This is a genomic window from Neolewinella antarctica (assembly GCF_011927835.1).
GTDB lineage: Bacteria > Bacteroidota > Bacteroidia > Chitinophagales > Saprospiraceae > Neolewinella > Neolewinella antarctica.
On the sequence record NZ_JAATJH010000001.1, the window covers coordinates 1,216,169 to 1,241,569 of the forward strand.

At 56.3% G+C, this 25,401-nt stretch carries 15 protein-coding genes; 10 read left to right on the plus strand and 5 right to left on the minus strand.

Annotated features, from left to right (window positions below; translation table 11 throughout):
- Positions 1–164: 164 nt before the first annotated feature.
- Entirely contained in the window at positions 165–5,048 is a 4,884-nt protein-coding gene (locus GGR27_RS04970) for a translocation/assembly module TamB domain-containing protein (RefSeq protein ID WP_168036266.1), read from the plus strand.
- 216 nt (positions 5,049–5,264) lie between these two features.
- On the opposite strand, the gene GGR27_RS04975 is transcribed toward GGR27_RS04970, so the two are convergent.
- Positions 5,265–7,508 (minus strand): hypothetical protein, encoded by a 2,244-nt coding sequence (locus GGR27_RS04975; protein ID WP_168036267.1) that lies wholly within the window; start codon positions 7,506–7,508, stop codon positions 5,265–5,267.
- Positions 7,509–7,737: 229 nt separating this feature from the next.
- On the opposite strand from GGR27_RS04975, the gene GGR27_RS04980 reads away from it, so the two are divergent.
- From GGR27_RS04980 to GGR27_RS04995, 4 genes are all read left to right on the plus strand, one after another.
- On the plus strand, positions 7,738–8,481 hold the full coding sequence (locus tag GGR27_RS04980; protein WP_168036268.1) for a PAS domain-containing protein: 744 nt from the start codon (positions 7,738–7,740) through the stop codon (positions 8,479–8,481).
- Between the two features lie 931 nt (positions 8,482–9,412).
- Positions 9,413–10,744, plus strand: coding sequence for a M16 family metallopeptidase (locus GGR27_RS04985; protein WP_168036269.1), 1,332 nt, complete (start codon positions 9,413–9,415; stop codon positions 10,742–10,744).
- A 124-nt stretch (positions 10,745–10,868) separates the two neighbouring features.
- Positions 10,869–12,938, plus strand: coding sequence for a M16 family metallopeptidase (locus GGR27_RS04990; RefSeq protein ID WP_168036270.1), 2,070 nt, complete (start codon positions 10,869–10,871; stop codon positions 12,936–12,938).
- 396 nt (positions 12,939–13,334) lie between these two features.
- Positions 13,335–15,023: a DUF6909 family protein gene (locus tag GGR27_RS04995; protein ID WP_168036271.1), complete on the plus strand. Its 1,689-nt coding sequence runs from the start codon at positions 13,335–13,337 to the stop codon at positions 15,021–15,023.
- A gap of 44 nt (positions 15,024–15,067) precedes the next feature.
- Here GGR27_RS04995 and GGR27_RS05000 read toward each other — a convergent pair whose 3' ends face one another.
- The gene (locus GGR27_RS05000) at positions 15,068–16,048 is read right to left on the minus strand and encodes a diacylglycerol/lipid kinase family protein (RefSeq protein ID WP_168036272.1); all 981 of its coding nucleotides are present in this window, start codon (positions 16,046–16,048) and stop codon (positions 15,068–15,070) included.
- 90 nt (positions 16,049–16,138) lie between these two features.
- Here GGR27_RS05000 and GGR27_RS05005 point away from each other — a divergent pair, with 90 nt between their 5' ends.
- Positions 16,139–17,053, plus strand: a complete 915-nt coding sequence (locus tag GGR27_RS05005; RefSeq protein ID WP_168036273.1) for an ABC transporter ATP-binding protein — start codon at positions 16,139–16,141, stop codon at positions 17,051–17,053.
- A gap of 33 nt (positions 17,054–17,086) precedes the next feature.
- Positions 17,087–18,427 (plus strand): ABC transporter permease, encoded by a 1,341-nt coding sequence (locus tag GGR27_RS05010; RefSeq protein ID WP_168036274.1) that lies wholly within the window; start codon positions 17,087–17,089, stop codon positions 18,425–18,427.
- A gap of 106 nt (positions 18,428–18,533) precedes the next feature.
- Here the strand turns inward: GGR27_RS05010 and GGR27_RS05015 are convergent, their stop codons facing one another.
- Positions 18,534–18,797: a YkoF family thiamine/hydroxymethylpyrimidine-binding protein gene (locus GGR27_RS05015; protein WP_168036275.1), complete on the minus strand. Its 264-nt coding sequence runs from the start codon at positions 18,795–18,797 to the stop codon at positions 18,534–18,536.
- Between the two features lie 240 nt (positions 18,798–19,037).
- On the opposite strand from GGR27_RS05015, the gene GGR27_RS05020 reads away from it, so the two are divergent.
- On the plus strand, positions 19,038–21,317 hold the full coding sequence (locus GGR27_RS05020) for a CHRD domain-containing protein (protein ID WP_168036276.1): 2,280 nt from the start codon (positions 19,038–19,040) through the stop codon (positions 21,315–21,317).
- A 350-nt stretch (positions 21,318–21,667) separates the two neighbouring features.
- On the opposite strand, the gene GGR27_RS05025 is transcribed toward GGR27_RS05020, so the two are convergent.
- Positions 21,668–22,474 carry a hypothetical protein gene (locus GGR27_RS05025; RefSeq protein WP_168036277.1) on the minus strand — a complete coding sequence of 269 codons (807 nt, stop codon included), beginning with the start codon at positions 22,472–22,474 and terminating at the stop codon, positions 21,668–21,670.
- Between the two features lie 77 nt (positions 22,475–22,551).
- Complete coding sequence (locus tag GGR27_RS05030; protein ID WP_168036278.1) at positions 22,552–23,628, minus strand: trans-sulfuration enzyme family protein; 1,077 nt, start codon at positions 23,626–23,628, stop codon at positions 22,552–22,554.
- A gap of 167 nt (positions 23,629–23,795) precedes the next feature.
- On the opposite strand from GGR27_RS05030, the gene GGR27_RS05035 reads away from it, so the two are divergent.
- Both GGR27_RS05035 and GGR27_RS05040 read left to right on the plus strand, forming a co-directional pair.
- Positions 23,796–24,446, plus strand: a complete 651-nt coding sequence (locus GGR27_RS05035; protein ID WP_168036279.1) for an IMPACT family protein — start codon at positions 23,796–23,798, stop codon at positions 24,444–24,446.
- 55 nt (positions 24,447–24,501) lie between these two features.
- A complete protein-coding gene (locus GGR27_RS05040; protein ID WP_168036280.1) occupies positions 24,502–25,281 on the plus strand; it encodes a ParA family protein in 780 nt (259 codons plus the stop codon).
- Positions 25,282–25,401: the final 120 nt, after the last annotated feature.

The window sequence follows — 25,401 nt, forward strand, 5'->3', positions numbered from 1 at the left end:
TTTATGGATTTTAGTTTTAATCGTAAGCGGAAAGGTATCCTAACAACCAACACTAGAGATACATTCAGTTAAGGCCCTGCCAAAGAAAAACCACCCAAATAACTAATCCCCCACCCCTACGTTCTTAAAGCCCGAACGTCAACTTACCTTCGCCCCCACCCGGAATGAGCGAACAGCCCACCAACCAAGCCCCCCCGAGCCCCGATCCGCAAGGACAAGGAAAAGCGCGCCAGAAACGGCGGGGCTGGCAGCGCGTGCGTAAGGCACTGGTGTGGATCATCATTCTTCCCATCCTGCTTTTTCTCGCCCTCCAACTGCCCGTGGTGCAGGACTTCTTGGCCGACCAATTCACCCAACGGGTCAGCAAAACCCTGGACGCCCGGGTGACCGTGGGTAAGGTGCGTCTTTCGTGGCTGGACGAGCTGACGATTGAAGATCTTTTCGTCGAGGATAAGTACGGTGATACGCTCCTCTACGGCGGCCGGTTGGAGGCCAACTTCGATTTCCTCTCCGGCCTCAGCGTCGAGACGATCGTGATTAGTGACACCCGCTTTCAAATTCGTCGCGATTTGGGCGACCCCGAGACGAACCTGACCACGGCCATCAACAAGCTTTTCCCTACCGACCCCAACAAAGAAAGCAACCCCCTCAACCTACAGCTCGACCACCTCGACCTGTTCAACATTTCGTTCGTACAGAACGACAGCGTCAAGGGGCAGCGCCTTGACGTGGACCTGACGTCCGGCGTCATCCGGTTCGACGAGCTCGACCTCCCTAACCAGGAGATTCGCATTTCCGACGTTGAGCTACGTGCACCGCGGGTTATCCAGACGACCATCGACCCTACCCCGCTCTCCGATGCGGTGCAACGGATGGATAGCCTGGTACAGGCCCGGGATTCCAGCACGCTCCGGCTTCTCGTTGGCAACATCGAAGTGATCGACGGAGCCTTCACGCTCAACAATTACCGAAAAGACCCCATCGAAGCGTCCGACATTACCGCCGTTGATTTCGCGCGGCTGGGTATGGAAAACATCGACCTGGAGTTGGCGGACGTAAATTTTTACAACGGTGAGTTTCTCGGTTCCCTCAGGCACCTATCGCTTTCGGAAAAGTCGGGCTTCGTCCTCGACCGCCTGAGCGTTCAGGACCTTAAGGTTACGCCGACGGAACTTCAACTCTACGACCTGGAGCTGGTCACGGCTGAGTCCATGCTCTCCGATTCTCTCCGCTTCACCTTTCCGAGCTGGGGCGCCTGGTTAACGTTCAACGACGACGTACGGATGGACATCAAGGTCAAGCAGAGCAGCGTTGCCGTGCGGGACATTCTTTACTTCGCGCGACGGCTGCGCTTCAACCCTTTCTTCCGCGACAATCGCCGCTCGCAGATCTCCATCGCCGGCAACTTCAGCGGGCAGGTCAATAACCTGCGGGGGCGCAACGTCAACTTGGCGCTCGACCGCACGACCACCCTCGTCGGCAGCTTTGGCTCGCGTAATCTCTCCCGCCCGGGCTCGGAATCCCTTAACCTCGATCTGCAACGGCTGACCACTAACGTCCGGACCATCCGCCGGCTCATTCCCACCCTCAAGCTGCCCCCAAACGTCGACGAACTCGGTAACCTGAGTCTCTCCGGCCGCTTCGATGGCTTCTTTACCGACTTCGTGGCGACGGGCGCGCTACGCTCCGAGATTGGCGCGGCTAATTTCAACATGGCGCTCGTGCTGGACGACAACCTGCCCGCCCGCTACAGCGGAGAGTTAGCGCTCAGTGAGTTCAACATGGGCGCTTGGACGGGGAATTCGCAGTTCGGCAACGTCACTTTCGCCGGGGGCGTCAGCAACGGAGTCGGGTTCGACCCCTCGACGGCGAGCGCCGACCTTGCAGCTACGATCGCCAATTTTACGTACCGGGGCTACCGTTACGAAAATGCAACAATCGACGGCCGGCTGGAAGAACGGTTCTTCGACGGAAATTTCGACATTTCGGACGATAATATTGACTTCAACTTCCAGGGGGAAATCGATTTTCGCGACAGCATCCCCACCTTCGATTTCGACGCCGCCATCGGTGAGCTGGACTTGTTCGCACTCAACCTCAGCAAGAAACCGATCGCCGTGAGTGGCAACATCGACCTGAACCTCATTGGGACGAACTTCAGTCAGATGGAAGGGCGCATCGAGATGGACAGTTTCAACGTGCTGCTCGATACGCTTTCCATCCCGATCGACAGCCTGACGGCCTTTTCTAACTTCAACCTGGAGGGAGAAAAAGTCATCCAGGTCGACAGCGACATCTTGACCGGGCGCATCGTCGGTCGTTTCGACATCGAGGAGGTTTCGACGAGCCTTACGAGCTACCTGGTCGAGTACTATCCTTCCTGGACGCGCCGGCTCAACATCAAGCCCCCCACGCGGGAGCCAGAGCCTAACCGGTTCAGTTTTGAGTTCGACATCGCGGATTCCAAGGGTTTAAACCGGTTGATCGCCCCCAACCTCGGTCCGCTCATCGACTTCAGCCTGACCGGGCGCTACGACGGCTTTGAGGACGAGCTGAACGTGGAACTGATCGCCCCGAATGCTTCGCTGGGAGACATTCGTTTGGTAGATTTGGTCGTAAAACTCAGTGGCGTGCGTGACGAAGGCGACCTCGATTTTGCCGTCGATTCTACTTTCGTGAACGGTCGCCACCTGGCTAATCGGGTGACGCTGCTCAGCCTGGTGGACGACCAGGCGATCGATTTCGGCATCACTTACGGAGGCGACGAGGCGAACATTTTGCTCAACAGAATTAATCTGGACGGTAGCCTCACCCTTCCGGACAATCAGAATTTCGAGTTACGGTTCGAACAGTCCAACATTGATATTTTCCAACAGGTCTGGACAATCAAGGAAGGCAACTACCTCGTTTTCGGACCTAAATACATCGACACCCGTAATTTCTCCCTGCGCAGTGGCCGCCGCAGTATTCGCCTCAACAATTTTGGCGAAGACGGGCTCAACCTGGACCTTCTGAACATGGATCTGGCCCTGATCGACTCCCTCTGGAAGTACGATCAACTCGACTTCAGTGGCGACATCGACATCAACGTCTCGGTGGCCGACGTCTTCCGCCAGCAGGGCATCCGCGCGGAGTTGCGTTCGGATACCTTCCGCATGAACGGCGATGATTACGGCCACCTGCGGGTCGACCTGTTGGCCGACAACCCGAAGAGCCAGCTCAGGGCGTACGCCTCCCTGAACCGTGACACTTCGCAACTGATCGCGGAGGGGATCTACAATTTGGCTGATTTGGCGGAGGATCCGGCGCGGTCGCCCCGACTAAGTGCGGGACTAGCTAACGCGTCACAGGTGCAGGGTTTTTTGGACATGGACGTCAGTATTGCCGGGTACCCGTTGGAGCTTGCCCGGTACTGGGTGGGGGGGTCGGTCTCCAATATCGTGGGGGTTTTTGACGCGCAACTGGGGGTCAAGGGACCGGTTAAGCGGCTGGACGTCGGCGGCTACATCGAAGCCCGTAACGGCGGCATGACGATCAACTACCTACAGACTCGTTACACTTTCCCCCGCAACCGGGTTAGCGTCAACAACACGCTCTTCGACCTTGCGGGCGGAAAACTGTACGACCGCTTCGGGAACGTCGCCACGCTTTCCGGCGGCGTCACCCACGACCGGCTGAAGAACCTGGGCCTGAACGCCACCATCAACACCGACCGCTTTCTCGCCCTGGAGCTGGAGCCGGGCGATAATCCACTCTTCTTCGGGACCGTGCTCGGGAAAGGACTCATTCGGTTCACCGGTAACTTTCGCCAGACTGACATCTACGCCGCCGCCAGCGTCGGTGCCGGCTCCCGGCTTTCCATCCCAGTGAATTACAGCAGCGCGGCTGGGCCACTCGACAACGTGCGCTTCGTTAACCGCAGCGTTTATGCGGAAGAGGAAGACCGCCAGTCCGCCATCGAGCCCACCGGCGTCAGCCTCAATCTCGATCTGGCCATCAACGAAGGGGCCATTGGCGAGATCATTTTCGACGAGGAGGTCGGCGACATCCTGCGTGGCCAGGGCAACGGCAACCTTTCCCTCAACATCCCCCGCGACGGTGCCCTGGAGATGTACGGTGATTACAACATCACCCGGGGTAGCTACCTGTTTACCTTCCAGCGGATCGTCAACAAGGAGTTTTCCGTCCGTAACGGTGGCAAGGTTACCTGGACGGGCAACCCCATGGAGGCCACGCTCGACATTGAGGCGGACTACGAAAATCTCCGCACGCCCATTCTTCCCTTCATTCGGGAGTACATCATCGGGCCGAACGAAGGACTTGAGTCCAACGCCAACCGCGCCACCGAAGTGGACCTCACCCTCCAGTTAAAGGGCCTACTCACGAAACCGGACATTAATTTCGACCTCAGCTTCCCCAATTTGGACCCACAGCTCGAGAACTACGCCAACAACAAGCGCCGCCAGCTTTTGCTCGATCAGAACGAGCTTAACCGCCAGGTATTCGGGCTAATCGTAGCCGGACAGTTCTTACCTTCCGATTTGTCGTTCGGTGTTTCGGACGCGGCGATCAACACCCTGAGCGAGTGGTTCTCCAACTACTTCAGTTTGCTGATTAATGACTTGGTGAAAGATACTTTCGGGGAAGAAGCTTTTATTTCCTCCTTCGACTTTGATTTCGCTTACAATTCCTACCGAAATACTTCGCTAAATACCGTCGCCGACGGCCGCAGTTCCGCCGTCGGGTTTTCGATCAGCCGGGATTTCAACAATCGCCTACGATTCAGCAATGATCTGAACGTGTTCAGCAATAATCAACTAGGCGCCGTAGCCGGTGGCACCTTCGTGGGCAACGACCTGGCCATCGAGTACGTGCTTAACGACGCGCGGACGTTGCGGCTCCGTTTTTACGAGCGGCTGGAGCCCGATATTTTGAGCTCACGACGTTTGCAGGTCGGTACGGGGCTATCCTGGCGGCGGGAGTTTGACTCCCTCGCGGAATTTTTCCGGGGCTTCCGGCGGGATGCGGAAGTGGTCGGTGGTCGCTAATGACTCGTTAGGAGATTAATAACTGATGTTACGCAGATTATTTAGCCATATAAACACAAAAGCACAAAAATCGGTGTACGGCTACGCCGAAGTACCGTTTACTCACTCTTGTGTGTTTTTGTGTTTTGTGGCATAATCCGGTTGCGTAAGGTCAGGTAGTAATAGACCCACGGGCGCTTCAAGGTTAGAAAACTACCCCTCCGGGGGGATACGGAATTAATTCTCTAACGAGCCCCGGGCTAATTCCGACAGTTGCTCGCCTAGCTGTTCCAGGGCCGAGTCCGGGTCCCCCCAGATTGCGTAAGCGTCCACGTTGACCAGCAGAAAGCCGGCCGTGCGTAAGGCTTCTTGCCTAATCAACTCCGCACCCGCGTCCGCGCCCCCCGGCAAATACCCGTCCGGCAGTAACACTATTTTCTTACCATACTCCGTCGACGTTGCGAGTAGCGGCAAAAAAGTATCCCGCCAGGGCTCGTGAACGCCAAACCGGAACCCGGGCAGGCGCGCCGCAAGCAGCGAAGCAATTTGCTGCATCAGTGGGTGCGCATCGGGCAGTGGTATTCCCAGTCGTTGAGACAACTCCCGACCGACGGCGGCCAACTCGACCGCATCATAAATGGGATTACCGGCCGCTTCCGCCGCGCGGATCAAGATAGCCGCAAGAAATTCAGCCGTCACACCATCCCGTAACAGCGCCTCCGTGACCCGGGCGTCCGTCCAACGGTTGTACACGCGGATGCGCGTTCGACCGGCGAAAATTTCCGGCCAGTACTGAAGGAGTATTTCCTGATCTTCCGCACAAAATTCATCCGGTAAGTAGATGTACAATTCGCCCGCGACGGTTGAGGCAAACGCACCGAAATCGGTCGGTACCGCCCGGTCGCTACTCGCAAACCCGAGCCGCTCGATTGCGACGTCGGTGGTTACTAGCCGCCAGTCGGGAGCGGTGGCACAGTGAAAGCTTTGCGTGAAAAATAACGTGGGGTCGGGCAAATCAGCCACCGCAAAGTGCGCAGCCCGCACGTCGGTAAACGAAGCCAGCGCCAGCGTACCGGGCGGGAGTTTTACTTCCGGATCGGGCGCCAAATCAATCACCAAGTCATGGGTGTCAGATGGCTCGACTTCGTATGAGGACAGCCGGCCGACTGCCCCGGGCTTCACAATTGGTATTGAGACGGGCGGCAAGTATCGCTCCAGGCAGCGGTCGAAATACCAGGTGCTGAAAGCAGGCCGCCACGTATCCGGCGGCAGGTCGATCAGCGCGGCCATCAGGCGGCGCAGGCGGACGGGTTGCGTGTACCAGAACTGGCGGCGGTTATAAAAATTCGTGAACTCCGGAAAATGACGCTTCGTGTTTCTGAGCCGGTCGAGAATATTCTCCAACAGGTACAACTGCCGGGGCGTGGTGGCCGCCTGCGCCTGGCCAAGGGGGAGTTGGTAGGCGCCCGCCTCGTCGAGGTCGCGGACATAATCATCCAGGTCGCGGGAGAGTCCTGCGAGCCGGTTCCTGTCTTCGGCCCCACCGCCAACGGTAGCCGGGCTGAGACTGATGGCGGCTTCCCGGAGCATTATTTTTAGTGCGGACGGGGTGCTCAAAATATCCGTACGGGCCTCGACGAGCAGGTTGGCGAAGTAGGGTATTACGGGTTTGGTTAATTTCGAAATGGGGGCGTGGTGGTGTACTGACCGGAGGGTGTTTAGTCGCTGGAGTAGTTCGTTCAGGGGAGCCCTGCGCTTGCGAAAGGAGAGTGGCTCGATGCGGGTAAGTTCGGCTTCCATCCGGGTAATTTCCTGACTGGCCACGGTTTGTTCCGCACGTGCGTTGAAGTAAGCCCGGTGCGCGTAGTGGTTTACGGCGGCGCGGTAGGCGACTTGTAGCTTACTACCCCTTTCCAGATACGCCAAAACGGTCCTGGTGACAAAATCCCGGCTTTCGGTGAGGTCGTGGTGGCGAAAAATGCCGGAGTTGAGGTCTTCCAGGGCTTTGGAGACGGTGGGGAGACGCTCAAACTTGCGCAGCGACCGGAGTAAACGGTCGCGAAGATCGAGGTACTCCGCGGGGGTGAATTCGAAGCCGTCCACGGAAAGAAAAGAGCTGAGGAGATTCGTCGTGGGGTCGACGGCCGTCTCCAACCAGAACCCGACGGTCTCGGAAAAAGTGTACTGACCGAAGAGTGCCCGCCCTACCCATGGGCCGTGTTTCGTCGCGTTTGGCAGTTCAGATAGTTGACGGTACCCGGCAGCAAAGTGGTTGATGGTCTCCGCAAGCGTGACGTAGCTACTGTCATCAGCCCCCCGGATGGCCACGCGCTCCCCCCGATTAAGCGCCCTGGCTGCTTCCCGCAAAGCATGGCCCAGGCTTCCGGGCCCCCTTGAGGACGTAACGTTGTTCGGGTCGGGGTTGGTCGCGACGGGGTAAGGCAACCCCGTGGGGTATTGGTACAAGACTCTGCTGGTCATCTGGCTGGTATGGTTAATAGGGCAACTTATCATACCCGCCCGGTGTTCCGATGATGATTTTTTTGACCACGCTCGTTTGGGTTAGTTTATTATCACCCACCCGCACGAGCTCGCTTGACATCGCCGGCCTCCTGACGGTAGCAAGTGTGCATTTATAGCAATTTACCACTGTTTTCGTGAAGTTAGTCACTGTCTTCACCTTCCGCAGAAATCTGTCAATTTCGTATCCATGAGCCACGTAGCCGTTATTCTCACCGACGCCGAAAGGCACATTATTTGGGTCAACAAGGATTTTGAGCACATTACGGGGTATTCCATGCACGACGTACTGGGTGAGAACCCCGGTACCGTGCTGCAGGGCCCGGCTACGGAACCTGACATAGCCGCCCGCATTCGCCAGGGGCTCAAACAAGACGTGCCAATTAAAGAAACCATTACCAACCACCGCAAGAACGGTGAGCCTTATTCCTGCACCCTGGTGATTCACCCCATCTTCGACCAGGCCGGTAGTCTCATCAACTACATTGCCTTCGAAATAGAAAACGAACTGGGCGTTGCTACTCAGGAAGTATCGTTACTCAACCTTGACCACCGGTACCGGACGAGCAGCCTGCGCGGCCTCAACGAAGTCAGGCTGTTCGAGAACATCAAAAGAACGATCGAGACGGAGCAACTCTACCTCGACGCCAACCTGACCCTACGCAAACTTTCCGTACGCCTCGACACCAACACGAAGTACCTCAGCCAGGTGATCAACCACCAGGGGAACGCCAATTTTCTCACGTTCATCAACGCCTACCGAATCGAAGCGGTAAAAAGACAGATTACCAACGGCGAATTCTACCAGCACACCTTCTACGGCATCGCCCAGCGCTGTGGTTTCAAAAACAAGAGTACTTTTTATAAGGTGTTTCGCGACAGTACGGGGTTGACGCCCAAAGCCTTCGCGGAAAGTGCGCACGCCAAGGCTTGATGCTCTCAGGGAAGGTAGCGACGAGAACAGTTCGGCTTGCGGTGAAGGCCCTTTGTTGCTGCGGCCGCGGGGGATAATCGATCCGCTTAAGTAGCGCGATACGGCGAAGCGCTAACCTTAACAAATCTATAATTATGGGCGCTTAACGGAGCTAATCGGGCGGCTTACCGATAGATTTGCCTGCCTTAACCGTACGGACACCGGTTATTTTGGCGAGTTTAGTTTCTGCAGAAAGGTCCGTATTCAAAGCTTATCCCGGTCTTGTGCAGTCGAGTGAAGCTACCCTCACCGTTTTCGTTAACACTTTTTAAGACTCTCGTGTACCCCGGGCTGAAGCAACGCACGTTTAACGTCGTGATTATGACAACTTCTTCGCGTCCGCTACTTTTGGATCGTTGCGGTGGCATTCCCACCCAAAGGTCCGGCAATAAACACTTTACGTAAACCCCGTAGCTGCTAAATTTAACATCCTCTGATCCATTTTCCGCCTAAATCCCTTTTCAAAGTCCTCCACGCAACCCTGCGTTGGGGGCTTTTGCTTTGGCGCCCGGCAGGGTTGAGCACCGGTGACGAGTTGATGTTTTGGTCGGTCGGCGGGGAGGCGGAAAGTTTCCGTACGCGGATAAGCTGGCGCGGACGCGGGTGCAAAGCAAATTGGTAAAGGGCTGAGTGACGGTGGCTGTCCTCCGGGGGGAAATCTCCGGGCCGGGTTCGCCCGGGCCAGGGTAACCCCACTTACGTTGGGCGATGAAAGAAGGTTATCGGTCGAAAACCCCAGTCGAATTGTTGCGTTGGGATAGATATTGCAGCCTTAGTTAGTACCCCGGCACGTGCCGTTTTTTAACAACAATTCAAACACATTTCACCGCACACACTCGTGGTGGGTCCGTCAATACCTCCTTAATAAAATACTAATTCAACACCTCTACCCATGATTTTACGCAACTGCTGCGCCCTCCTGCTGGTGTGCCTCACGGCCGCCGGTTTAACCGCGCAGAAAACTAACATCGAGTTTACCGAGTACGAACTCGACAATGGCCTGCGGGTCATTCTGCACCAGGACCGGTCTACCCCCATCGTCGCCGTTTCGGTGATGTACGAAGTGGGTGGTAAAGACTCTTTCGAAGGCCGCACCGGCTTCGCTCACTTTTTCGAGCACCTCCTTTTCGAAGGCACGGAAAACATCAAGGAACGCGGTCAGTACGCTAAGTACGTTCAGGACGCTGGCGGCCAGTTAAACGCCAACACCAGTCAGGACCGGACTTACTACTACGAAATCCTCCCGAGCAACCAACTAGAGCTTGGCTTGTGGTTGGAATCCGAGCGTCTGCTCCACGCCAAGGTTACCCAGGCGGGTGTCGACACCCAGCGCGGTGTCGTGAAGGAAGAGCGCCGCGAGCGAATCGATAACCAGCCTTACGGCAACCTCCTCAACGAGCTCTTCGCGCACGGCTTTACCGAGCACCCTTATAAGGACCCCAACATTGGCTACATGGAGGACCTCAACAGTGCCGAGGAAAAAGACTACAAGCAATTCTACAAGCGCTACTACGTACCGAACAACGCCGTTCTTTCCATTGCTGGCGACATTGACCTCGACGACGCCAAGGAAATGGTCGAGAAGTACTTCGCCACCATCCCCCGGGGAGAAGACCCGCCCCGCGTCACGATCGTAGAGCCTGCCCTTACCAAGGAAGTACGCGATACCGTGTACGACGCTAAGGCCCCACTTCCCGCCATCGTGATGGGCTACCGTACGCCCGAGCGTACCAACCCCGATTACTACGCGATCAGCCTCATGAACCAGGTGCTCAGTTCCGGTCAGAGCTCCCGCCTCAACAAGATTTTGGTTGACGAGATGGGGGTTGCCGTGAACGCCGGCTCTTTCCCCTCCTTCACGCAGGCCCCCGGTTTAGCCGTTGCCTACGCGATTGTTAAGCCCGACTCCGATTTAATGAAGATCGAAGGCATCATCAACGACGAAGTCAAAAAGTTACAGGATGACCTCATCAGCGAGCGGGAATTCCAGAAACTAAAAAACAACGTCGAAGTGGACGCCATCTCGGGCTACGGCTCCATGGCCGGCATCGCCGAAAACCTGGCCGAGTACAAGATGTACCAGGGCGACGCTAACCTGATCAATACGGAGACCGATCGGTACATGGCCGTCACGCGCGAGGACATCCAGCGGGTAGCTAAGAAGTATTACATGCCGGAGAACCGGGTAGTACTTTACTGGTTGCCGGGTGAAGGGAGTAAGTAGGAATAGTAGGCGGTAGGAAAGTAGGCTGGTAGGCGGTAGCGCTACAATACAAGCGCTACCAACCTACCGCCTACCGCCTAATCCCCTCCTTCTCATTATATAATAACAACTAAGACAACAACTAATGAAGACCATATTCAACGGGCTCCTCGCCCTTTTACTCTGCACCTGCGTCAGCGCCCAAATTACCGCGCAGGAAGACTTCCGAAAGATGGCTCCCGAACCGGGGCCGGTGCCGGAAATTCAAATCGGTGATTTTCAGGATTTCACCCTCGACAATGGCTTGCAAGTCGTGCTCGTGGAAAACCACAAATTGCCCCGCGTTAGTTACCAGCTTTACGTCGACGTGCCGGCCCACCTCGAGTCCGACTACGCCGGAGCTTCCGACATGATGGGCGACATGCTACGCCGCGCTACTTCGACCATGACTAAGCAAGAAATCGACGAAGCCGTCGATTTCATCGGTGCCAATTTGAGCACCAGCGGCCGTGGCGCTTATGCCTCAACGATCACCAAGTACAAAGACGAAGTGATCAAAATGATGGCCGACGTGGTGCTAGACGCTCAGTTCCCCCAGGAAGATTTCGACAAAGTCAAGGATGACGCACTGGCTAACCTGAAGTCCGCGCTTTCTAACCCCGACGCCATCGCCGACCGCGCGCGCCGCGTCGTAACCTTTGGCCCTAATCACCCGTACGGAGAGTTGACGACCGAGAAGTCACTCAACGCAATCACGCTGCCGATCGTGGAGGAGTACTACAATACTTACTTCGTTCCTAATCGTAGTTACCTCGTTATGGTGGGTGACCTGACGCGCGCCGACGCCGAAAAAATGGCTAACCAGCACTTTGGTGACTGGGAGCAGAAGCTCGTAGCCGAGCCGGAATTCACCATGCCGGTTTCTCCGGAGGGTGTGACGGTAAACTTCGTGCCCCGCTCCGGGGCGGTACAGAGTAACATCATCATCACTTCACCGGTAAAGCTCGAGCCGGGTACCAAGGAAGCCATCCGTGCCGACCTCGTGAACAGCATTCTCGGCAGTGGTTTCGAGGGCCGTTTGTTCAAGAACCTACGTGAAGATAAAGCCTACACCTACGGTGCCTACTCCAGCGCTAACGACGATAAGCTCGTTGGTACTTTTACCGCCCGTTCCAATGTACGCAGCGAGGTAACGGATTCCGCCGTAACCGAATTCATGTACGAGCTCAAAAAGATCAGTACGGAAGACGTATCGGACGACGAGCTCGCCCGCGCCAAAACTTCCGTCTACGGTTCCTTCGGCCGCGCGCTGGAAAATCCGCAACGCATTGCCAGCTACGCCCTGAATACGCTGCGGTACGATTTGGACCGGGACTTCTATCCCACTTACTTACAGCGCGTGCAGAAATCTAGCGCGAACGACCTAAGGGAAGTGGCGGAGGACCTGATTACTCCGGACAACATCAACATCATCGTCGTGGGTGATAAGGCCGTTGCCGAGAAACTCGCCCGCTTCGCTACGAACGGTAAGATCAATTACCTCGACGAGAACGGTCTGGAGATCGACATGGCCGCGATGGAGGCACCAGCGGACCTGACACCGCAGCAAGTCATCACCGACTACATCGACGCGATTGGTGGGTTGACCGCACTGCAAGCCGTCCGGAATTACAGCCAGGTAATGGAAGCCACCATTCAGGGCCAAACGATGCAACAGACCATGATCAAAGACGGTGGTAAGAAGTTCAGCAGCCAGACCACGGCAATGGGTAGCGTCATGGCTGACCAGCGCTACAACGATGGCCAGGTAAAAATGACGCAGATGGGTCAAACGATGGCGGCCAACGATGAGATGACTAAAGGGATGGCCGCACAAGCAGCACTCTTTCCGGTCGCCGACCTCGCTAACCGCATCGATGAGGTGACCGTGACCGGAACCGAAATGATTGACGGCAAGAAAGTTGTTGTCCTGAAAGAAACCGAATCCGGCGCGCAGTACTTTTTCGATCAAACTAGCAAGCTGCTCGTTCGCCAGGTGCAGGACCAGGGCGGTGTCACCGCTACGATCGACTACGGCGACTACAAGACGATTGACGGGGTGATGTTCCCTTACTCAACGAGCATCTCGGGTGTGATGCCCTTCCCGCTCGACATGAAGACGACTGACCTGAAAGTCAACACCGAAATCGACCAGACGCTTTTCGACGTAGATTAATTTTTAGCAGCCGAAAGTAGTGAGCCCGTCAGAACATCCGTTCCGACGGGCTTTTTTGCTTTGGTCAACCCCAGATCCGTCGCTTGCGTACAAAGCCCCACGTTCACCAGCGGCGGATTCATCAACGTACGTTTTAAACCGTACCAGAACCCAGCCCCTCTCCTATCGTGGCATACCTGTATTCGTAAGTACGGCACCCTAGCACCGACTACATTCGCTGCCCCCGTCACGGGCTTACGGAAACAAACGGGCCACTGACTTTGTATTCCCTCGCCACGAAAAGGCAATCACCCGGGCCGCTTTTGACCACATAAAAGTGACCTGGAGTAAATTACCGGGTCACCAAAGTCTTGATTACCGGACCAAAGACCCCAGACTCAATACCCCAGACAGCCTATGCCCACAAGAACCCGCGCCCAAGAATCCCGCACCGCCGTCCAACGCCTTTACATTGCCATGCGACACCTGCTGATTCGTGGTAGCTACAAACCCGGCGGAATGAGTGGTAAGACGCTGATGGATAATCTGATGATTTTGCAGCCAGAGATTTACGGGACGATTGCCGACGAGGAGAAGGTTGAATTAAACGGTCTGCACTACGTTTTTACGCGTCTGCCGAAGGGCATCGAAGAGTGTCAGTTCATTAAACTCATCAGCCGGGAGGGCTACGAGAACAGCCACTTCGAGCCCATCGTTGCCCCGGCCCGCCGCCGCAACGCTTACCGCATTGACCAGAACGAGATGTACATCGAGATGACCCGGGGCCGCTCGGACATTTACGACATCCTTACCCACCTGACGTTTCTCTACGCCGAGGCCACGAAAATTTACCGAAACAGCCTGGACAGCAAGGGACGCCAAAAACGGGAGTGGGCGCTGCTGGAACAGATCGTGGAGGACGAGCGGCTCGGGCGTGATTTCAAGCTGGAAACTGCCTACACCTACCTGAGTACCTTGCTCGGGCGGACTTACGAAGAGGTGGTCATCAGCTGTAAGCGCTTTGCGGCGGAGGAAAAGGTCAACAGCCTATTTCACCTGACTTACTGGATGGGGTCATTGGCCAAACGGGAGGAAGAAAAGAACGCCGACCGGGAAATCACTTTCAGCAACACCCTGCGGCAAAACACCGGCCACCACTATCACGGGGAGTTGTGGGCGGAGAACGTCAAGGCCGTCCTGCTGGAGAAAAAACTGATCGAGCGCCCGCTGCACATTGTTAGCGCCAATTTACACAGCGTCATCAATGCGCTCTTTGCCCCCGCAGCGTTGGGTAAAAAGATCAAGAACATGAAGGGGATGTTTGAATTCGCCCGGGCGATGAGCCTGGCGGAATTCAAACACCTGCGGCCGGAGGTATTTACGCTGGCGCTCAAAAACGGCTTGACTGAGATCGCTGACATGAGCGGGACTAATCTCGGCGTACAAATCTTGGATACGGCACAGTTCGACCCCAAGGTTATCTCGGAAGAGATTGGTCTCCGACCGACCCAGGTACCGGACCAGGCACCGGTCATTCTCGTGATGGATTACGCTTTCGGGGAGCAGGCTTACGAGAGTATGGATGAGTTGCTACGGCCCTACCACGACCCGGAAACCGGGCGCGTCTACGACATGGCGGTGGAGAGCATCAACATCATGGGCAAGGCGGGCATCCTTGAAGGCAAGAAAGGCGACATTATGGTGCCGGATGCACACATTTTTGAAGGCACGGCGGACAATTACCCGATTGATAACTGTTTTACCACAGAAGACTTTGAGGGCCATGGGCTCGGGGTTTACACCGGGCCCATGATTACCGTGCTGGGTACGAGCTTACAGAATATTCCGATCCTTGACTACTTCCTCACCAGCTCCTGGCGGGCGGCGGGCCTGGAAATGGAGGGCGCGCACTACCAAAAGGCGATCCAGGCGGCGACGCACATCCGTAAATCCGTAAACCCCGCCCTGAAGGTGCGTTATGCATACTATGCGTCGGATAATCCGTTAGTCACCGGGCACACGCTGGCTTCGGGTTCTCTGGGGGTTTCCGGAGTCAAACCGGTGTATCTCTGTACCCTGCGGACGCTGTCGGCTATCCTCAGCTAAAGGTTGAGGGCATCCTGCCTAAAAGAAACAGCGGCAGCACCACCTCACGGCAATTCGGGCAGGATGCCCTCAACCTTGGTCAGCACTCTTAATCGTTCAGCGCACCGGCTAATAACCACGGGACCCTTACCCAACCATTCCCCATCCGCTTCACATTCGAGCGTGCCGGCCGTAGGGATTAGCTCTACGGCATCAACGTGGCTGATCGTCACACCACTGACCACCCCAATCGAACCGGCATAAAACCGCCAACTATTCGCCATGACTTTCCACCGGGGCATTTTCTCCGCAACGGTCAGGGCGAGGCGGTCCCCGAAAAGATCAGCGTGGGGGACGAACTGCATGCCGCCACCGGAGTAGCGGCCGACGCCAACGTTGATGGTGTGAACGGGTATTGCGCGGTCGTCCCGACTGAGTTCAGGACTATCTGATGCGCCACCAGTGCCTGGTTGGGGAGAGACAAGCACGGTGGGAGCTACGTACTCAGAAAGGTAACTCAGGGCTAAAATCGGGTACATCCACTGGTGGCGGATTCTTTCTTCTCGGGCAATGCGGACGATCTCGGCGTCGTAGGCGAACCCGGCTACGTTGAGGAAGTAGTGCACCGCACCAGTTTTTACAAATTCGATGTGCCCGACGAGCTGGGTTCTTTCCCTGCCATTACCTAGGTAAGCCAACCAGGCGGTAAAATCTGTCGGAGTACCCAGTGAGCGCGCCCAGTCGTTGCCCGAACCCAGGGCCAGCGGGGCGTACACCACGGAACTTAGTTTCCCGGACGCCACCAGGCCGTTCAGGATGTGATGATGCGTACCGTCCCCGCCAACACCGACGAGGTGCGTTTTACCCAAAGACACGGCATCCCGCGCCAGCGCCCCCAGAGCCGTATGGTCCGTACTGATGGCAAAGGTCATGTTGGGAATGGCCGCCCGCAACCGGGGCAGGAGTTTACGCCAACGCAAACGGCCCTTGCCCCCAGCGGCGGCGGGGTTGAGAATAAAATGCCAGGGCGTAGAAATGGGCTGCACGGCGGCAAAGGTCGAACAAGTCAGGTTATTCGTCGGAATTTCGGCCGCATTAATCAATAATTCCGCAACTTGCCAAAATAAGTGCCCAGTATGACCCCACCCCCGATTATTCGCGTAGACAAAGCCCGCAAAACTTACGGCGAGAAAGTAGCCGTCGACGACGTCTCCTTTTCCATGCCACCCGACGCGATCCTGGGCCTGCTCGGACCAAACGGTGCCGGTAAAACCTCCCTTATTCGGATGATCACCACAATCACCGCGCCGGACTCGGGTACGATCTACTTCAACGGCGAGCCACTTTCCGGCTACCACCCCACGCAAATCGGCTACCTGCCCGAAGAGCGAGGGCTGTACAAGCAGATGTACGTCGGCGAGCACCTCGTCTACCTCGCCCGCCTGAAGGGGCTGAGCAAAGCCGACGCGACCGCGCAGGCCCACGAGTGGCTGGCAAAATTCGACCTCGACGGCCAGTGGACCAAACCGGTCGAGGAACTGAGCAAGGGCATGCAGCAGCAGGTGCAGTTCATCGCCACGGTCATCCACAACCCTAAATTACTCATTCTCGACGAGCCCTTCAGCGGCCTCGACCCCGTGAACGCCACGCGGATGCGGCAGGAGATTTTGCGCCTCCACGCCAACGGCACCGGCGTTATCTTTTCTACTCACCGGATGGAACAAGTGGAAGAATTGTGTGAGTTTATCGTGCTGATCAACCAGGGGAAAAACATCCTCGAAGGCAAGGTGGCCGAAATCCGTCGGCGCTTTCAGGATAATAAATTTCACCTGGAGTTCGGTGGCGACTTGCCCCCGGGTATAAATGAACGCTTCCGGTTGATCAATCATACGCCCTCCGGCGTGGACATCCAGTTAGTTGCGGGGCAAACGGGCAACGACTTGCTGCGGTACCTCCTCGATCAGCACGTCCACATCGTCACCTTTCGGGAGTTGCTGCCCAGCCTCAACGAGGTGTTCATCAAACAGGTGTCGACAAAAGTCGAAGCCTAACCTCGCCGTTACCTTAACCCGCAACAACACACCATGGACAATCTCTGGCTAGTCATCAAACGCGAATACGTCACCCGCGTCCGCCGCAAATCCTTTATCCTCGCTACCCTACTGACACCGTTGGGCCTCGCGGTTTTCTTCATCGTTGCCCAGTTCATCTTTAGCTACGGCAACGACGAGAGCACGCGCGTTGCCATCATCGACGAGGCGGGCATCTTCGAGGGTACGGCAATTCCGGATGAGAACGGTCTGTACTTCGTAAAGACCAACGATGATATTGCAACCGTTATGGCGGAAATTCAGGAAGAAAAGGAGGGTGGTTTGAACGCGCTAGTGTTAATCCCCGCAATCAAAAACCCCCGAGTTAAAGACGTCCGCGTGGAGTACTTCAGCGACGACCCGCTCGCCATCGACACCCGGCTGGCCATTGACCGGCGGCTGGAAAAAGCCCTGCGGGAGTACAAAGTAAAAACCCTCGGCCTGGACCGCGCGGCCCTGGCGGCGCTGGAGACCAACGTAGAAATCCGCACGAAAAAGATCACCCTGGAAGAAGGTGAAAAGGCCGATACAACCATGGCCGGCGTCGTCGGGGCGGGCCTGGGCACGGTGATGGGCTTTCTGATGTACCTATCCATCTTCATCTACGGCACGATGGTAATGCGCTCGGTGATGGAAGAGAAAACGAACCGGATTGTGGAGGTAATTATCTCTTCGGTAAAGCCGACTACGCTGCTGTTGGGTAAGATTATCGGTGTCGGCGCGGTGGGGCTCACGCAGGTACTGGCGTGGATGGTGCTTATTCCCGGCGTTATTTTCCTGGTTAGCATCTTCTTTGGTTTCGATGCGGACTCCGCGCAGCAGATGCAGCAAATGCAGGCTGGCTCGGAAATGGACCCGGAAGAAATGCAGAGCATGGTCGAAAAGGTGATCGGTGGGCTGGGGACGCTCAACTGGTGGGTGATTATCCCCTGTTTCATTCTGTACTTTATCGGCGGCTACTTTATGTACGCAGCCCTTTTCGCCGCCGTGGGCTCGGCGATGGGCGACGACATGGGCGAGAGCCAGTCGTTGACGATTCCGATCACGATCCCCGTCATCCTGGCGCTGTACATTATGATGGCGGCCATTCAGGCACCGAATTCCAGCCTGGCGGTTATCTCCAGTTTCATCCCGCTGTTCGCGCCAATCGTAATGCCCGCACGTCTGGCGTTCGACCCGCCGGCATGGCAAATCATCGGTAGCCTGGTTGTCGTGCTGGCCTTTGCCCTGGCGATGGTTTGGCTGGCGGCGCGGATCTATCGGGTAGGGATTTTGAACTACGGCAAGAAGAGTAGCCTTGCGGAGATGGGGCGGTGGTTGTTTAGTAAGTACTAGGAAGGGGTTTGTGGTCTGTGGTCTGTGGTCTGTGGTCTAGAGTCTAGGGTCTGTGGTCTTGAGTCTAGCGAGGTTACCACGGACTATAGATTATAGACCCCAGACTCTAGACCTTAACCTCCGCCCCCGGTACGATTCCGACGTTTAGGATTTTAATGACGAACGAGCAAGTCACCTCCCCCATCAACGTAGGTTGCATGGCGATGGTGAGGGCGCTCATGACGGCCCCGTAGTCGCCGGTTAGCTGCGTGGAAAGTCCGTTCGTAGCAACCGTTACGCTGGGCTGGCTCCTCAGTCGCTTGATGAAATCGATAATCGGTTTGTTGTAGTCCGGCGTGAGCGGGTAGAGGGAAAGTTCTGCGGAAACCATACGTAGTTGGGATGCTGGTTAGGAATTTGGGTGCCGCCGCAATGTACTGCACGGCTACTAATTTTGTCGTGCGGACAAACATCGGGCATGTATTAGCCGCTAAAACCTATACGTACATTATTTTATCACTAATCCGATAACTGTTCCGTTACCCTACGGTTACGTTTCTCTCACGTCGATTCACTCCGGGTGGATCGAAAAACCTATAAGCAACCTATTTTAATCATTAATCGCACAAATATGAAAACTAGTTTTTACTCCTTCTCAAGGCTTTTTTTAGTCTTGCTCGCCAGCCTATCCTTCCTAAATCTCTCGGCACAGGCCACCGAAACCTTCGTCGCGCAGATCAATGGCGTCAGCGAGGTACCTAACCCCGTTACCTCAACCGGCGTCGGTTCGGTCACCGCTACCCTCGATGGTAACTCTCTGGTCGTTAGTGGTACTTTCTCCGACCTCACCTCCGACTTCGACGCCAACGTAGCGGGTGGTGCACACCTCCACCTCGGGCTGGCCGGCCAGGGCGGCGGCATTACGCAAGCGCTCAACACTACGGTAGACGACGATCTTCGTGGCGGTAGTTTCGATGCCGCCCAGAACACTTACGACCTGACGGATGAGCAAGTTACCGCCCTCCGTGCCCGTGGCCTCTACCTTAATATCCACACGCTGGACTACCCCGCCGGTGAGATTCGCGGCCAGTTGGTTCCACAATCCGAAGGCTACGCCCGCGCTTTTCTGCTCGGGGTCAACCAAGTGCCTTCTATTGTCAGCCCCGCCCGTGGCGGTGTGATCATCGAACGCAACGGTAACGAAATCGTCCTTTCCGGTGGCTTTTCCGCCCTCACCGGAACGATCGCTACCCAAATCGCTGGTGGCGCCCACATTCACACCGGTGTACTCGGTCGTAATGGCGGCGTTATCATTCCACTGAAGATGGACATTAGCGACGATATGAAGTCAGCCACCTTCCCCGCTGATTCTAACCGTTACACCCTGACTGACGTACAGCTCGAGGCTATGCTAGCTAACGGTCTTTACGTCAACGTCCATTCCTCCACCTTCCTTAGTGGAGAGATTCGTGGCCAGATCACCGACGTTAGTACTGCGAGCCTGTACGCTGACTTAAGCGGACACCAAGCACGCCCTGCCCCAATCAACACCGACGGTGACGGCCGGGTACAGGTTAACATGACCGGGAATGAAGTAACTGTTTTTGGCAGCGTTGGTAACCTTTCCGACACCGTGCTTACTAGCCTACGGGGTGGTGCGCACCTTCACCTCGCCCTGGCCGGCCGGTCCGGAGGCATCGTCTTCGAACTCACTATTGACCAAAACGATGCAAACGGTAACGGTGGCGTTTGGACGCCGGCGAACAACACCTTTACGATAACCGAAGAGCAGCGCGCCGCTTTTCTGGCTCGCGAATATTACGTCAATGTGCACACCACCACTTTCCAGTCCGGCGAAGTGCGCGGTCAGGTAATGAACCTGGCGAAAGGTTACTACGGCTCCAACCTCGCGGGCATCAACGCCAAACCCCAGGCAAAAACCACTACGGGAAATGGTTTTCTGATGTACGAACTCATGGGTGATAACTTAATCGCCACGGGCTCTTTTCAGGATCTCATTAGCGACTTTGACGCTAATGTCGCGGGTGGCTCACACATCCACGTAGCCGACGCCGCTAATTCGGGCGGTATCGCTTTCGAGTTGGACGTTGACGTAGCCGACAATCTACGCTCCGGTGTTTACCAGGCGGCCAGTAACAAATTCACGTTATCTGCTGAGGGCCGGGAGGCTTTAGCGGAAGGTGAGTACTACTTTAACTTACACACCGTGGATAATCCTTCCGGAGAAATCCGTGGTCAGCTGCTCCGTGACGATAACGCATTTCCGAGCCAGGTTACGGTTGAATCAATTCAGCCCGGCACCACCATCACGGTGAGCCCCAGTAACAGTGATGTCGGCGGTGGCACGTTCACGGCTGCCCAGGACCCGGACGGTGACCTGGTTGTGTACGCCGTTGAATTCAGAACGGCGGCTGGTTTCATTATCGACACCTCGTTCACCTACACAATCGGCACCGACACAACCGTCGCCGAGACGCTGGGCCTAATCTACGATACCCTCATCGCCGTCGGTGCCAGCGACGGCACCAGCATTCCGCTGGAATACCGCGTTGTTGCCAGCGACGGTAGCGTAAGTACTAGGGGTGAATTCAGCGCCATCACGGTCGTGCTGGACCAGACGATTAGTACCGCAAACCAAAGCGCCGCCGAGCGTATGGTAGCCTACCCCAACCCTTTCCAGACCCACTTCACGGTGGAGGTCGAAGGATTGAAAGCTAACGTATCGACTTTAACTCTTTTGGACATCAATGGACGCGAAGTTGGCAGACAGTTGGTAAACTTCCGGGATGGCCGGGTCACCGTACCCGCCCCGTTACTGAGCTCCGGCACCTACCTCATTCGATTAACTAACGAGGCGGGCGTTTCCACGCAGCGCGTCGTCAAGCGTTAATTCGTAACCGGGTGATTCAATCTCACCGCATAAATAAGCCCGCGTTTCTCTTCCGAGAAATGCGGGCTTTTTACGTTAGAGCATGTTGGGACTTTAGCTACGCTGCTTCTTCGGGGTGGGTTCCTGGTCGGTTTTAGCTACGCTGCTACTGCGTGGTGAGACAGTTTTGTGATGATTAAGGCAGCAACCACGAAGTAGCACCGAAGGTAAACCGGAGTTTAGCCGCCCCGATAGCTATCGGGGAATGAGGATGTTGCTCTTCAGTAGTCTGGGTAAAGGGTCCTAGACTACTGACTAACCACCGCAAAAGTGGCCAAAACAAGGCCGGAAGCTAAAGTCCTAACATGCTCTTAGTCTACGCCGGTCAGTTTCAGGGCGTTGGTAATGCCGGGAGCAAAGGGAACTTGTTCCTGGCTAAGGTCCAGATCTTTAAAGATCTTCTCATAATCCACCTCCAGTAGTAGCCGTACGTTACTGCCCCGGGCGGTCACGCTGGGTGCGGCGAGGTTAAACTCAAACGCTTCGGTGCCGTAGGCATCAATCCGCGTCACTACCGTGTCCGCATTTAACCGGTATTCCAGACTAGCCTGCAGGTAATTGCGGCCATTTCTGAATTTTAGGAGGCCAGGCTGGGTAAGCAGGGGCGAGGCCGCGGGTGCCGTAGCGGCTACGAACGGAGCAAAATTATCGGGCAGCCCTAAAGTACCGCTCAGTCCCGAGATAGCCTCCGTACCAATCCGGATGGTGCCAAAGTTAGCGGTGGCCCCTCCCGTCGTGCCGACGAGCACCAGGTTTGCGTTTACCTCCGTCGTGAGCGTATCACCCCCGCGGGCCTCCTCAATCTCGATCACTTTAGCGGGCGTGATGGTCAGTCGGTTGCCAACAACAAGTTCAAGCCCACCGAGGTAAAATCGTAGTCGAACTACTTGGAAATCATTATCGGCAGCATCTTGGTAGGTAGAATCCCGGGAAAAAATTTCTCCACCGTAAACGCGGGTCACCTGGATGCCAACCTCCGGGAATTCGCAACAGTCATCCGGGCAAGCCTCGTCCGCGCGTAGGTCGTAATTACTGGCGTCGGGGTCGAGACAAGCAATGCGGTCTTCGTAGCAGGAGGAAATTAAGAAGATCGTGAGGAAGAGAGTCAAGTACTTCATGAAGCAGGTGGGGTGCTAGGGTAGGTGGTAGGGGCTTATACGTTGGTGTAGCTGCGCCACGTCACTGAAACGATACCTTACCGCGCCAGCGCGTGTTCCCAGTCGGCAATCAGTTCCGCTACCGGCTCCACACCGACGGACAGGCGTAAAAGATTTTCCGGCGTCTCGGAAGCGGGGCCTTCAACCGATTTACGGTGCTCTACGAGACTTTCGACGCCACCGAGACTAGTCGCCACCGAAAAGTGCTCTAGCCGGTGGCTAACGGCATTCGCACGCGCGGCGTCGCCCGCAACCAGCACGGACAGCATGGCTCCGTATCCATTTTCCATCTGGCTAGCGGCCACTGCTCGTTGCGGGTGGGAAGCCAAACCGGGGTAGATAACGCGCTCGATTTGTTCGTGCGCTTCCAAGTACCGCGCGAGGGCCAGGGCACTGGCGGACTGGGTCAACACCCGCAAGCGAAGCGTCCGTAACCCACGCGAAACCAGGTAGCAATCGAGCGGACTGGGGACGGCACCCCCCACGTGTTGAATACGCTTAATTTTTGCCCAGGAATCGTCGACGGACTTTACGATCAAACACCCACCGAGTACGTCACTGTGGCCGCCGAAGTATTTAGTCGTGGAGTGAACCACGTAATCGGCTCCAAGATCAAAGGGACGTTGGTGGATGGGCGTAGGCCAGGTATTGTCGACGGCGACTTTCGCGCCAACTGACATGGCTAGCTCAACGACCGCGCGGATGTCGGTAACCTTCAACTGCGGATTAGACGGCGTCTCCAGCCAAATGAGGCGGGTACTGGGCCGGATGGCCGCCCGCACCGCTTCCTGGTCAGTCATGTCAACGGCCGTGTAGGTCAGTCCCCAGTCGTGCATCACTTCGTCGAGCAATAAGCGGACGTTGTAATAAACGTCATCGGGGAGCAAGAGGTGATCGCCCGTCTTCAGCGAGAGAAACAGCGCGTGGATGGCGGCCATTCCGGAAGCGAAAGCGAGGGCTGCTTCCCCACCCTCCAGGGCGGCCAGTTCACCCTCCAGTTGCCGTCGATTGGGGTTATCCGCCCGGGAGTAGACGTAGCCATCGGCGTAGCTACCGTCCGGCTCGCGGTGGTAGGTGGTGGATAGGTAAACGGGCTGGGCTACGGGTTTCGGCATGGAGCGTGGATTGATCGCACAAGGTAGGCCGTTCGGTTTACTCTGCTCTTCAGGTTTGCTAGCTGGCACCCGCGGCCGCGCCCCTGACTAAGGAATTATTTTGGTGTACTACGTCAAAGCGGACAAAGCCGACTGGAAATAGTGGTTGCCCTCCCTACCTTCGTCACATGCCCGACCACAACCCAGACCGCTACCTCATCCCCGCCGGACCGGGCGGCGGAGAATTTAAAGACCGGGGCAGCAAATTCGTGGCCCGCCTGGCGCACGTCCGCGACGAAGTAGCCGCGCTGGCCATCGTGGAAGAGGAAGCCATCCACCACCACAAGTGCAATCACCACTGCTACGCCTACCGCATCGGCGAAGGTGAGGACCGCTGGCGCGCTAATGACGACGGCGAACCGAGCGGTACCGCGGGCAGGCCCATCCTCGGCCAAATTGACAAAGCGGGCCTGAGCGACGTGGTCATCGTGGTGTCCCGCTATTTTGGCGGAACGAAACTTGGTGCCTCGGGCCTCATCAACGCCTACCGGGAAGCTGCCGCGCTGGCCGTCACTTCCGTGGGGACCGACTGGCAGGCGCTGACCGAGACGGTCCACCTCCGTTTCGGCTACGAACTGATGACGCCGGTTATGTCCGCGTTGAGCCAACTCAATCTGGAAATGACGGCGCAAAACTTCGGAACGCAGGCCGAAATACAACTCGACTTGCCACGCAGCGAAGCGGCGACAACGGTAAGGGAATTAAAGGCAAGAATCGCCGGCGTGTATCTGGGAGAGGTAGATGATGATTTCTTGGTGGAAGGGTTAGTAGTCTGTTAGTCTGTTGCGCTAACGCACTAAGAGACTAACGGACTAATCCCTACCTTCGCCGACCATGGGAAAAGTAATCGCCATTGCTAACCAGAAAGGCGGCGTTGGGAAAACCACGACCGCCATCAACCTCGCCGCCAGCCTCGCCATTCTGGAACGGAAGGTGCTGCTCATCGACGCCGATCCGCAGGGAAACTCCAGTAGCGGCGTCGGCATCCCGAGCGATGATCTTGAAGAGACGATCTACGACGTGCTGGTTAATGACCTGGACGTAGAGGAGGTTATTTACGAGACGGAAACGCCTAATCTGCACCTCATTCCGGCGGGCATCAATCTGGTCGGCGCGGAAGTTGAACTGATCAACCGTTTCCGGCGGGAAGACGTGATGAAGAACAGCATCATCGACAAGGTGCGGGACGATTACGACTACGTTTTCATCGACTGCCTCCCCTCACTCGGCCTCATCACGGTCAACGCACTGACGGCCGCCGACACGGTGCTCGTGCCCGTCCAGTGCGAGTACTTCGCGCTCGAAGGACTGACGAAACTGGAGAGCACCATCATGCTAGTAAAAAAGCAACTGAACCCAAAACTTGAGATCGAAGGTATCCTCCTGAGTATGTACGATCAGCGGCTGCGACTAGCCAACATGGTGGTTGGGAAAGTTCGGGAGATGTACGGCGATCAGGTTTTCGAGACGATCATCCACCGCAACGCCCGCATCAGTGAGGCGCCCAACATGCACCGACCGGTCGTAATGATCAACGCCGGCAGCCGGGGGGCGACTAACTTTTTGAACTTGGCCCGGGAGTTCCTCGCCAATAACGAACAGCTTAGCCAGTAAGCCAGTCGCTACCGAAGCTGCAACACGGCTCCATCATCTAATAGGAGGCCGGGGCAAATTAATGATCCCGTGACGCTTCCGCAACAACCTTGACCGCGCTAATTCGCTTAACCGGTACCT